The following is an 11,379-nucleotide window of genomic DNA, read 5'->3' on the forward strand; positions in this document are numbered from 1 at the left end:
AAAACCATGGTTTTGCTCTTACTACAATCAATAAAGCCGGCGTGTCCTTACGAACACGCCGGCTATGTAAATTTATATCGATAAATTAAGACTTGTTGCTTTCTACTTCACGAGCCTCGCGACGCGCTTCTTGTTCAAGGAAAATACGCTGCAACTCAGCCTCTTCCGCTTCGGTATCACGTTCTTCCTTCGGAGCCTTCATCAAGTCTTCCTTAGACACACCAAGCAAAATCGCAATCGCACTGGCGACATAGGTGGATGAATAGGTTCCGACCACAATCCCGACAATCAGAGCCGCGGCAAAACCGTGAATCACTTCGCCCCCGAGGAAAAACAGAGCCAACAAAACAATCAAAGTCGTCAAAGAGGTCATAATGGTACGCGACAGCATCTGGTTGACCGCCACGTTTGTAACATGCACCGGATCACCGTCCCGCATGGTGCGGAAATTTTCACGCACCCGGTCAAAGACAACAATGGTATCGTTCAGCGAGTAACCGATAACGGCCAGAATCGCTGCCAGAACCGTCAGATCGAATTGCATCTGCGTCCAGGCGAAGACCCCGACGGTAATAATGACATCGTGCACCAACGCAGTCACCGAGCCGACCGAAAAACGCCATTCGAAACGCAAGGCAACATAGATCAAAATCCCGAATAAAGCATATAGCACCGCCAAAGCGCCGTCTTCCGTCAACTCGTCACCGACCTGCGGCCCGACGAACTCGACACGACGCAGGGTAATATCTTCACCACTCGAAGATTTCAAAGCATCCATAACCTGGTTACTCAGCTGTGCCGAATTCATTCCCTCTCTAGGAGCAATGCGAATCAATACATCTTCGGCGGAACCGAAGTGCTGGGCAACCGCTTCGTCAAAACCGGCATCAGTCAGATGCTTTCTCAGTGACGGCAGCTCTACCGCTTTCGGATAGGAGACTTCGATCAGAGTTCCACCGGTAAAGTCGATCCCAAAGTTCAGCCCTTTCAACCATAAGCCGACAAATGAGCCAATGATCAAGACAATTGAAAGCACCATCGCCAAATGGCGCTGCCCCATAAAGTTAATATTGGTTGTTTGTACTTCGTTACTCATTGATCTGGCCTTAAATTGAAAGCTTTTCGACACGCTTGTTGCCATACATGATATTGATAATGGCGCGCGTTCCTAAAATTGCGGTAAACATAGAGGTCAAGATCCCGATCGACAATGTAATCGCGAAGCCTTTAATCGGCCCGGTACCAAAACTGAACAACACGACCGCCGCTAACAGCGTCGTGATATTCGCATCGGCAATCGTGACAAAAGCCTTCTCATAACCGGCATAAATCGCCGATTGCACTGAGCTGTTTTTCAGCTCCTCGCGAATCCGTTCGAAAATCAGTACATTGGCATCCACCGCCATACCGACCGTCAATACTATCCCGGCAATCCCCGGTAAAGTTAACGTCGCTTGCAGCATCGATAGAATTGCCACAATAATCACCAGGTTCAAGGTCAAAGCGACATTCGCGACCATACCGAATAACTTGTAACGCCATCCCATCAGAATCAACACCAGAATAAAGCCGACGACAACCGACATAAATCCTTGATCGATATTGTCCTGACCCAGGCTAGGTCCGACAGTACGCTCTTCGACGATTTCCATCGGTGCGGCCAAAGCACCGGCACGTAACAACAAAGCTAAGTCCTGCGCTTCCTGGGGTGAATCCAAACCGGTAATCTGGAAGCGATCCGCAAACTGCCCACGAATAACTGCCGCGTTAATAACGTCCTTAGTCGTAAAGCGTTTTTTAACTTTCTGACCATTCTCTTCGATGGTCTCTACCCGGTTTTCAATGTAAACCACGGCCATACGGTTGCCGACATTTTGTTTGGTGGTGGCCAGCATCTTGCGCCCGCCAGCTCCGTCCAATGTTACGCTGACCATCGATGAACCCTGCTGCGGATCAATGCCCGATTGTGCGTTCACCACGTTTTCACCGCTTACAATCGTTCGGCGTTGCAACAGAATCGGCGTACCGTTACGGAAGTGGTATAACAGAGAACCATTCGGAGCATAGCCGGTTTTTTCCGCTTGGTACGGGTCACCTTTCTCCTCGACCAGACGGAATTCCAGTGTAGCCGTTGCCCCCAGAATCTCTTTGGCTCGCGCTGTATCCTGCACACCAGGCAGCTGTACGACGATACGACGATCACCTTGCTGCTGAATCACCGGCTCGGCAACACCCAGCTCGTTAATACGGTTTCTTAAGGTCGTAATGTTCTGCTGCAAAGCGTACTTTTTAATCTCGGCGACCGTTTTATCCGTTAAGCGCATGGTGACCTTAGGCGCAGCCGAATCTTCAACCGAGCTTAAGATAAAGGTATCACTATACTGTCCGGCTAAAACCTGCATACCGGTTTTTTCGGTCTCAATATCCCGGAACTTGGCTTCCAAGCCGCCGTTTTCGACTTCTACACTCAGATAGCGTACTTTTGCATCTCTTAAAGCCGCTTTGACTTCGTCAATATAACGTTCGTAGGCTTTCTTCTCGGCCGCCTCCATATCGACGTCCATCAAGAAATGCACCCCACCGCGCAAATCCAGCCCCAGATACATCGGTTGTGCACCCAAAGCCTGCAGCCAGGCCGGAGTCGCCGGAGCCAGGTTCAAAGCAACCACTGCTTGACGGCCCAACTCGTCTTTCAACAAGGATTTGGCTTTCAGCTGATCTTCGGTGTTCTTGAATCGAATCAGAAACTTACCGTTTTCAAACACACTCGACTTCACATCCAATTGTGCTTTCTGCAGGGTCTGCTCCACCTGCTTTTCGGTTTCGGCATTAAATACCACCGATTTTACCGGGGAAATTTGTACCGCCGGATCATCACCGAACAAGTTCGGCATGGCATACAGAATACCGATCACCGTCGCCACTACCAGCAGTAGATATTTCCATGCCGGATATTGATTGGTAATCAATTTTTGTTGAGTTTGAAACATAGATTCGATTCCATTCACTTCGATCAACAAGCTGTTTATGCAAGTAAACCAGCTTGCTTAAAAACGACAAAAGGGGCAAATGCCCCTCTTCTTAACCGTTCGCCGATTATTCGCCTTTTAGCGTTCCTTTCGGAAGCAAACGCGCAATATTTTGACGCTCGATCTTAACGACAACATTGTCGGCAATTTCTACGTCGCAGAAATTATCGCTGATCTCGCGAATCTTACCGCCAAGACCACCGTAAGTAACCACTTCATCACCTTTCTTCAGCGCTTCAACCAAAGCTTTGTGTTCTTTTACTTTCTTTTGTTGCGGACGGATCAACAAGAAATAGAAAATAACAAATAACAAAACCAGAGGAATCAAACCTTCCCAACCGCCACCTTGGGCCGCTGCACCACCTTCGGCTAGAGCATCGCTAATAAAAAAGCTCATCGTGTTCTCCTAAAGACAATATTTATAATATTCAAAAAACGGATCGCTGTATTTTGGCACAGCTTAACTTAAAAATCTCAAAAAATTCGGCTTGATCGACAATTTAATCCAGAGGCGGAACCGGCTGCCCGATCCCTTCATAGAACTCGACAACGAATTCATCCAAACGCTGTTCGGAGATCGCTTGGCGCAAGCCTTTCATCAAGTCCTGATAATAGTGCAGGTTATGAATGGTATTCAAACGAGCACCCTGGATTTCACGACACTTGTCCAAGTGGTGCAAATAGGCACGGGTATAATTCTGACAGGTATAACAACTGCACTGCTTATCCAACGGTTCCAGACTGGTCTTATGCTTGGCGTTGCGAATCTTCACCACCCCCTCACGGGTAAACAGGAAACCGTTGCGAGCGTTACGGGTCGGCATAACACAGTCGAACATATCGATACCGCGGCGCACAGCTTCAACGATATCCTCCGGCTTACCAACGCCCATCAGATAACGCGGCTTATCTTTCGGCATATGCGGTTCGGTGAAATCCAGCGTCGCCATCATCTCTTCTTTCGGTTCGCCAACCGACAAACCGCCGATCGCGTAACCGTCAAATCCAATCTCTTTTAGACCTTCGACCGACACTCGACGCAAGTCCTCATACATTCCACCCTGCACGATACCAAACAGAGCCGACGGATTATCACCATGCGCATCTTTGGAACGCTTGGCCCAGCGTAAAGACAGCTCCATCGATTCCTTAGCCACTTCATGACTGGCCGGATAAGGGGTACACTCATCGAAAATCATCACGATATCCGAGCCGAGCTTGCGTTGTACTTCCATTGATTCTTCCGGACCCATAAAGATTTTCGCCCCATCGACCGGACTGTTGAACGTCACGCCTTCTTCACGGATTTTTCGCATTTTGCCGAGACTGAACACCTGAAATCCACCGGAGTCCGTCAAAATCGGGCCCTGCCAATGAGTGAAATCGTGCAAATCACCATGCAGTTCAATAATATCGGTTCCCGGACGCAAAGCCAGGTGAAAGGTATTCCCCAAAATAATCTGTGCACCGGTTGCCTGCACCTCTTCCGGCGTCATTCCTTTTACCGAGCCATAGGTGCCGACCGGCATAAATGCCGGGGTTTCGACAGTGCCACGAGTAAATTTCAGGCGTCCACGACGCGCGCGACCATCGGTAGTATCTAATTCAAATTCCATGCAATCATTCTTCTTGTTTTATATCTTGGGGAGGAAACACCAGCATGGCATCTCCGTAACTAAAAAAGCGGTAATTTTGTTCAACCGCATAACGATAAGCGGCCATGGTGCGTTCATAACCGGCCAAAGCCGATACCAGCATAATCAGCGTCGACTCCGGTAAATGGAAATTAGTTAACAGCACATCCACCACCTTAAACTGATAGCCCGGTGTAATAAAAATATCGGTTTCACCCTGGTACGGTTGCAGGCTGCCGTCTTCACTAAACTGAGCCGCGCTCTCGAGACAACGAACCGAAGTCGTCCCTACAGCAATGACTCGCCCGCCGGCTTTACGTGTCTCAGCCACCTGTTTAACCAATTCATCGTCCACTTCCAGATATTCCGAATGCATCACATGCTCGGAAATATCGTCCACCTGAACCGGCTTAAAGGTTCCTGCACCAACATGCAAAGTCACAAAACCGATTTTTGCACCTTTGGCCTGAATGGCTGACAACATCTCTTCATCAAAGTGCAATCCGGCCGTAGGTGCTGCGACTGCACCGGGTTTTTGTGAGTAGACGGTTTGGTAACGCTGTTTGTCCTCTTCCTGATCTTCCGAACGTTCAATGTAAGGCGGTAACGGCATATGCCCGTAGCGCTCGACCAAATCCAGTGCAGAAGCATTTCCCCCGACAACCTTAACGATAAATAACGCATCTTGACGTCCGAGCACTTCGACTTCGAAAGCATCTTCAATGATCAATCTAGTACCCGGTTTTGGGGAACGGCTTGAGCGTATGTGCGTTAACAAGGTGCTCTCGTCCAAAACACGCTCAATCAGCAATTCGACTTTACCGCCGCTTTCCTTTTGCCCGAACAAACGCGCAGGAATCACTTTGGTGTCGTTGAAAACCAGAAGATCATTCTCGCGAACGATATCCAGCAATTGCGGAAAGCGATAATCCTGCAAACTGCCATCCGCCTGCATCATTAACAAGCGGCTACCGCGACGCTCGGCAGTCGGGGCTTGGGCAATCAACTCTTCCGGAAGATCGAAATAAAAATCCTGACGTTTCAAAAAACCTACCTTACTTTGACTGAAGCAGTTTCATTCAACCAGCCAATAAAATTCAAAGGGCGCTTATTTTCACTGATTGTTCGTGTGTTTTCAAGCATTTACCCTTTTTAAAACCTTTCCCAGTACGTAAATCCAAACATGCAACCGAGCCCTCATTTGGCTTTCGTCATATACATGATCGAATCAGGGGTAAATTTTACAGTTTTTTAAATAAGCGCTATTGACAAGCCTTACCCCCGTCACTAAAATACGCCCCCACAAGGTACAGCGCCAGTGTGATGAAATTGGTAGACATGACGGATTCAAAATCCGTTGGTGGTGACACCGTGGCGGTTCGAGTCCGCCCACTGGTACCATTACTTTTTATAGGCATTCGCCTAACATTCTATTTTACGACCGTAGCTCAGTTGGTTAGAGCACCACCTTGACATGGTGGGGGTCGGTGGTTCGAGTCCACTCGGTCGTACCAATTTTTTGAAAACTAATTAATTACAGTTATTCTGTCGAACATTAATTATTTTCAATTTCCGCCAGACAGCAAATCAACGTATTTGTGATCCCGGTTAATTTTCCAAAAACAATACCACTCCATTAAATACTTTGCCCTCCCGAGCAAACCCAGCCATTTCTCTTTCTTAAGCTTTTATGCGACTCACTGTCCGAACTTAAGCACCATAACTTTGCCCGATCGGCAAGATGAACATAAACCTGCCTCCTCCCTGCGAACAGTGATAAGCGCTCTCGATACGCTCCATGGCAGCACCGGTAAAACTTCCGACGGGGCGGTTCTAAATATAAGGTGGCGACATAGCCAAAATAGCGTTTAACAGTCTCCACATTAAGGAATTCTCCATAAAATATTCATGACTTAGTACGATAGGTATCAGGGTTATATATTATATTTACCCAAAACCTGAGATCACCCTCATTAAAAATCAATACCAAGATATTAGCTGAGTCCCCACATAATGAATAAACACCCAAAATTCCAATCCGCCCTGCTTGGCCTGATGCTTCTGTCTGCCAGCTCAATGAGTATGGCAGCAGATGCCGTAACCGTTAACGGCGTAAAAATTCCTGATTCACTTGTTGAGAGCTATATCCAGCAGCTCCCACCAGAAAAAAGAATGAACAAAGACGAGGTAATCAACGAATTAATCATCCGCCAACTGCTGGTTCAAGATGCTGAAAAAAAAGGCTTAGACAAAAGTCCTCAGGTGCAAGAAAAAATTCAACAGGTCACAAACAATATTCTTGTGAGCGAAGCTGTGAAAGCCTATCAACAGACACACCCGATTACCGAAACGGAATTAAAAGAAGCCTACAAGGAAATCATGCCGCAACTTGAAGCCTCCAGGCATGAATACCATGCAAGCCACATTTTAGTTAAAACCGAAGATGAAGCCAAAGCGCTCATCGACGAATTGAAAAAAGGGGCCGACTTTACTCAACTGGCAAAAGACAGGTCTACCGGTCCATCGGCGAAAAACGGCGGAGAACTTGGTTGGTTTAAAGCGAATCAAATGGTTCCGGAATTTACAAGTGCCGTCGCAAAATTGAACAAAGGTGAATACACCACCTCTCCTGTGCAAACTCAATTTGGCTGGCACGTCATTAAACTTGAAGACACTCGGAGCGACGAGCTGCCGACTCTAGAGAAAATCAAACCTCAGCTGACCAGGTTCATCGAACAGAAGAATATTCAAGAGTATATTCAATCCTTACAATCCCAAGCTAAGATTACCAAGTAAACCTTTCTTTCATTTCCTCTGCCATGACTCAGTATCGGGTCATGGGTTTCCTAATCTGGCTTCCCCGAGAAATCACTCTAAAAACCACCCAATACATAAAACGACGCTTCAGATCCCAGCAATCGAGCCCCCTTTCAGAAAAAGCAGGCTGTCCTGAGAAAGCAAAACTGATAACTTTTTAGGAGAGTTTTTGATCTCCGTATTTTGGGCAATGCAGAAATACAACACTGAAAACAACTGAATTGGCCCTTGTGCCAATAAACAAAAAAGCCGCTAAATAGCGACTTTTTATAAATTCTCACGTCATCTCAAACACGCGAATTAATCTGTCGTACCAGTGGTCCCATTTGCTTCATCGTTTGCGGCTTCAACTGCCCATATCACTGCGGCCGTCAAGCCGATACCAATCAACGTCGCCCCCGCCGTTCCTAAACCGGCTCCCCCGGCAGCAGCAGCCTGCTGAGTCGCCGTCCCCGGAACATACTCATCTTGTGCAAACGCACTCTGCGTACCGATCATCATTAAAAGTAAACTCATACCTATTATTTTTTTCATCGCTCCTCCTCAACTAACAAGATAGCGATAATCATTATTCCTTATTTAATACTAAAAGTAAAAACTCCGCGGACACCGGAGCCTCAATCAAAGTCTTAATCAAAAAACAATCGACACAAAAAATAAACCCAACATAGCATTTAAAACCACCCCTTCAAGCACCTAATCATTTTGTGTTTTAAAGCACGGAATTCAAACGTCACAAAAATGCAATTTTTTTCTAAAAAACTGTTGCAAACCCTAAATTTCTCCCTATAATACGCACACATCAAGCGACTAGCTTGAACGGACTATTCCCCAATAGTTCAGTTGGTAGAACACCGGACTGTTAATCCGTATGTCCCTGGTTCGAGTCCAGGTTGGGGAGCCAAATACTAAAAAGCCGGGTTTGAAATATCAAACCCGGCTTTTTTATTTACCGAAATCTTATTCAAAAACGACGCCTAAACGTCGCTTTCTATTGCACTCTTAATCAATCCAGTAAAGCAAGCTCTACACGGCGATTTTGCGCTCGACCTTCCGGCGTAGAATTATCGGCAACCGGATTTGACTCACCTTCACCAACTGCAGCCATACGCTCAGCCGCAATACCCTTGGAAACTAAATACGCTTTTACCGCATCGGCACGTTTTTGCGATAGCTCCATATTATATGCTTCACTACCCTGGCTATCCGTATAACCTTGGATCGCTAAACTCTTTTGCGGATGGTTTTGCATATATTCTGCATAAGCATCTAACTTGGTTTTAGCGTCGTCAGTCAGCTCAGCCTTATCCAGAGCAAAGAAACCGACAAAAGCCGCTGGCGCATCTTCAACGACTACCGTTTCAACGACAATCGGTTCTGGCTCAGGTTTCTGTTGGACAACAGGCTTAGGCTCTACCTTGGCAACCGGCTTCGCTTCCGGCTCTCCACCGCATGCTTCGCTATCCTTAACCCAGTTGCTGTTGCGTACACAACCACCGAACTGATCTCGAACAACCTGCCCGTTTGAGTCTAAGACATAACCGGAGTCGCTGTTAGCCGCCTGAGCAGGCGCATTCAAAAAGACAGCGGATAATGCTGCTACCGGCAAAAACACGGCAATAGACTTTTTCATATTTATTTTCCTTTTATCTGTTTCCAATTGAGCCTGTTATATGAATGCCAGCCCGAACCTCTCTTGTAATTCGCGCCGATTAGGCCTAAGTTTCACTGTAGCTTAAAATATGGAATCAGGTCTAGTGTACTGTTTGAAAAATTTATGACGAGTTTTTGATGACTACATAAAAGAAAACCCCAAAATTGTTTATCAATTTTGGGGTTAAGTATCGCTTTTAGCACTTTAGAAAGAGATTAAAACTCTTCCCATTCGTCAGTGACTTCGCTTCTGCTAGCTGCGGCCGGTTTTGCAGTGCGAATACGAGGCACTTCTTCGACTTCAATCCGCTTTGGGCGAGGAAGTTCGACTGGAGATTTTTCCTGATGTCTGCGCCCTTTAACCTCTTCCACATAACGACTGGAAATTTCGAAGTTCTTCATTTGATCGACCAGCTCAAGAGATTGCTGTTCAATCCCCGCAGCACTGTGAGCCGACTCTTCCACCAGAATGGCATTTTCCTGAGTATTTTGATCAAGTGAAGCAATCGCCTGGTTCAGTTGCTCAACACCTTGAGCCTGCTCGTTAGAGGAAGCCGCTATTTCAGAAACGATTTCAGTCACTTGTTGAATTGCATGATTGATTTCACTCAGGGACTCGCCGGAGTTTTGCGCCAGTTTGGTTCCCAATTGAATTTTATCAACCGACTGATCAATCAAAGATTTAATATCTTTTGCCGCTTCGGCGGATTTTCCTGCTAAAGCACGAACTTCTCCAGCGACTACCGCAAACCCACGACCGTGTTCTCCGGCTCTTGCCGCTTCTACCGCGGCATTCAACGCCAATAAATTGGTTTGGAAAGCAATAGAGTCAATCAAGCCGATAATCTGCTCAATCTGTGCCGACGAGTCTTTAATCTGCTCCATAGCTTCGATGGTTTGCTTCATGACTTCTGCGCCCTGCTGAGTTTTTTGCGAAGCGCTGATAGTCAAGTCATTTGCCTGCTGAGCGTTAGAAGCATTGTTGCGCACCGCTGCGGTCATCTCTTCCATCGTCGCGGCCGTCTCTTCGATTGAAGCCGCCTGCTGTTGAATTCGGCTCGACAGATCACTGTTGCGCTGCGCAGTCGCCTGAGTATCTTTGGCAATATCTTCAATCGCTACGTTAACCTGAGCAAGAATACTCGACAAATTATCCATTGAGGTATTAATTGCGTCTTTCATCGCCCCCAGACCACCTTCGTAGGCGCCGTCGACTCGGCTGGTCAGATCCCCTGCCGATAGTCGCATAACCACTGCGGAAATATTGTCATTGGCATCTTGGATGGCCGAAGACATATTATTAATCTGCAAGCCTAAATCATGAATAAAACCGTCCAGTGCAGAAACATCAATTTGTTCGCCAAGGTGACCGATCGCCGCACGTTCAACCATGACTTTCAAATTTTCTTCAACATCACGCTGCATTTTTTCCAGCTTCACCTGCTCGGAAACATCTTTCCACTCCGTGACAAAACCGTCGCGCTTGCCGTCCTTACCCCACAAAGGATTAACAATAATACGCAGGTGCAATTCACCCAAAATAAGATTTGCAGTGTAGGTTTCTGTCAGGTTCGCTAACAGTTTTCTTTGGTGGGCGGGATTAACATGGAAAATATCAATATTTTTACCAATCAATTCATCAGCGACAAAATGCGGCAGCATTTTTTGAATATCTACTTCAACTTTCTTCAACGTCTTTAGGATTGACGGATTCATGTAGGTGATATTTAAATCCTCGTCAGCAAGCATGATATTGGACTCGTCCTGATCAACGACCGTTTTTATGCTATCTACGAATGCCAGCTCTTTTTGCAATTCCTGAGAGTCTTTTACGGTAATATCCAAAACTTGATTAAAAGGTTCAACTACGTTTGGTTTAAGGAACAATTCAATCGATAACCAATGAAATATGGCTAAAAAACCGACTAATACCGCTACGCCTACAATTTGTGAACTTCCGGTAGCCCCAATCAAAAACAAACCGATGACACCTACCAAAATAGAAACCAATAAATAGCTGTAAAAATATTTATTGGCAATTTTCCCTGTGATTGGTTTCGACATAATATATCTCCCATACCTTAAAATAGAGCCGCCCAACTTTTCTATCAAACACGTCAGTTGAGTAATTGCAGATTCATTCAATCTACAATTGTTTTCGGCATGGTTTGCGAATCCTAAATCTTTTTTTAACCCCATCCTTAAAAAGTTATTCCAAATCAAGGTGAGAAAAATCGAAATAATAG

At 46.3% G+C, this 11,379-nt stretch carries 9 protein-coding genes and 3 tRNA genes; 4 read left to right on the forward strand and 8 right to left on the reverse strand.

Features of this window, described 5'->3' with window-relative positions; genetic code table 11:
- Nucleotides 1-85 precede the first annotated feature (85 nt).
- The 5 genes from secF to queA all read right to left on the reverse strand — a co-directional run bounded on the left by secF (nt 86) and on the right by queA (nt 5,708).
- Nucleotides 86-1,096, reverse strand: a complete 1,011-nt coding sequence (secF, locus tag H8792_RS02675) for a protein translocase subunit SecF (protein WP_194947602.1) — start codon at nt 1,094-1,096, stop codon at nt 86-88.
- A 10-nt stretch (nt 1,097-1,106) separates the two neighbouring features.
- Nucleotides 1,107-2,990, reverse strand: coding sequence for a protein translocase subunit SecD (gene secD / locus H8792_RS02680; protein WP_194947603.1), 1,884 nt, complete (start codon nt 2,988-2,990; stop codon nt 1,107-1,109).
- A gap of 106 nt (nt 2,991-3,096) precedes the next feature.
- Nucleotides 3,097-3,426 carry a preprotein translocase subunit YajC gene (gene yajC / locus H8792_RS02685; RefSeq protein WP_194947604.1) on the reverse strand — a complete coding sequence of 110 codons (330 nt, stop codon included), beginning with the start codon at nt 3,424-3,426 and terminating at the stop codon, nt 3,097-3,099.
- Nucleotides 3,427-3,529: 103 nt separating this feature from the next.
- Nucleotides 3,530-4,645, reverse strand: coding sequence for a tRNA guanosine(34) transglycosylase Tgt (tgt, locus tag H8792_RS02690; protein ID WP_194947605.1), 1,116 nt, complete (start codon nt 4,643-4,645; stop codon nt 3,530-3,532).
- 4 nt (nt 4,646-4,649) lie between these two features.
- Nucleotides 4,650-5,708: a tRNA preQ1(34) S-adenosylmethionine ribosyltransferase-isomerase QueA gene (gene queA / locus H8792_RS02695; RefSeq protein WP_194947606.1), complete on the reverse strand. Its 1,059-nt coding sequence runs from the start codon at nt 5,706-5,708 to the stop codon at nt 4,650-4,652.
- A 269-nt stretch (nt 5,709-5,977) separates the two neighbouring features.
- Between queA and H8792_RS02700 the strand changes: the two genes are divergently transcribed.
- The 3 genes from H8792_RS02700 (at nt 5,978) to H8792_RS02710 (ending at nt 7,459) form a co-directional block, all read left to right on the forward strand.
- Nucleotides 5,978-6,064: transfer RNA gene (locus tag H8792_RS02700), tRNA-Leu, on the forward strand.
- A 36-nt stretch (nt 6,065-6,100) separates the two neighbouring features.
- A tRNA-Val gene (locus H8792_RS02705) sits at nt 6,101-6,177 on the forward strand.
- Nucleotides 6,178-6,745: 568 nt separating this feature from the next.
- Nucleotides 6,746-7,459 carry a peptidylprolyl isomerase gene (locus H8792_RS02710; RefSeq protein ID WP_194947607.1) on the forward strand — a complete coding sequence of 238 codons (714 nt, stop codon included), beginning with the start codon at nt 6,746-6,748 and terminating at the stop codon, nt 7,457-7,459.
- A gap of 321 nt (nt 7,460-7,780) precedes the next feature.
- On the opposite strand, the gene H8792_RS02715 is transcribed toward H8792_RS02710, so the two are convergent.
- A complete protein-coding gene (locus H8792_RS02715; RefSeq protein WP_194947608.1) occupies nt 7,781-8,014 on the reverse strand; it encodes a hypothetical protein in 234 nt (77 codons plus the stop codon).
- A gap of 294 nt (nt 8,015-8,308) precedes the next feature.
- Here H8792_RS02715 and H8792_RS02720 point away from each other — a divergent pair.
- A tRNA-Asn gene (locus tag H8792_RS02720) sits at nt 8,309-8,384 on the forward strand.
- A 102-nt stretch (nt 8,385-8,486) separates the two neighbouring features.
- Here the strand turns inward: H8792_RS02720 and H8792_RS02725 are convergent.
- A complete protein-coding gene (locus H8792_RS02725) occupies nt 8,487-9,113 on the reverse strand; it encodes an OmpA family protein (protein ID WP_194947609.1) in 627 nt (208 codons plus the stop codon).
- A gap of 236 nt (nt 9,114-9,349) precedes the next feature.
- Nucleotides 9,350-11,197 carry a methyl-accepting chemotaxis protein gene (locus H8792_RS02730; RefSeq protein WP_194947610.1) on the reverse strand — a complete coding sequence of 616 codons (1,848 nt, stop codon included), beginning with the start codon at nt 11,195-11,197 and terminating at the stop codon, nt 9,350-9,352.
- Nucleotides 11,198-11,379: the final 182 nt, after the last annotated feature.

Source organism: Thiomicrorhabdus heinhorstiae (assembly GCF_013391765.2).
Taxonomy (GTDB): domain Bacteria; phylum Pseudomonadota; class Gammaproteobacteria; order Thiomicrospirales; family Thiomicrospiraceae; genus Thiomicrorhabdus; species Thiomicrorhabdus heinhorstiae.

Coding starts and splice junctions, on each gene's coding strand:
- secD (WP_194947603.1), bottom strand. CDS start 2,990: ATGTTTCAAACTCAACAAAAATTGATTACCAATCAATATCCGGCATGG.
- tgt (WP_194947605.1), bottom strand. CDS start 4,645: ATGGAATTTGAATTAGATACTACCGATGGTCGCGCGCGTCGTGGACGC.
- H8792_RS02715 (WP_194947608.1), bottom strand. CDS start 8,014: ATGAAAAAAATAATAGGTATGAGTTTACTTTTAATGATGATCGGTACG.
- H8792_RS02725 (WP_194947609.1), bottom strand. CDS start 9,113: ATGAAAAAGTCTATTGCCGTGTTTTTGCCGGTAGCAGCATTATCCGCT.
- secF (WP_194947602.1), bottom strand. CDS start 1,096: ATGAGTAACGAAGTACAAACAACCAATATTAACTTTATGGGGCAGCGC.
- yajC (WP_194947604.1), bottom strand. CDS start 3,426: ATGAGCTTTTTTATTAGCGATGCTCTAGCCGAAGGTGGTGCAGCGGCC.
- H8792_RS02710 (WP_194947607.1), top strand. CDS start 6,746: ATGGCAGCAGATGCCGTAACCGTTAACGGCGTAAAAATTCCTGATTCA.
- H8792_RS02730 (WP_194947610.1), bottom strand. CDS start 11,197: ATGTCGAAACCAATCACAGGGAAAATTGCCAATAAATATTTTTACAGC.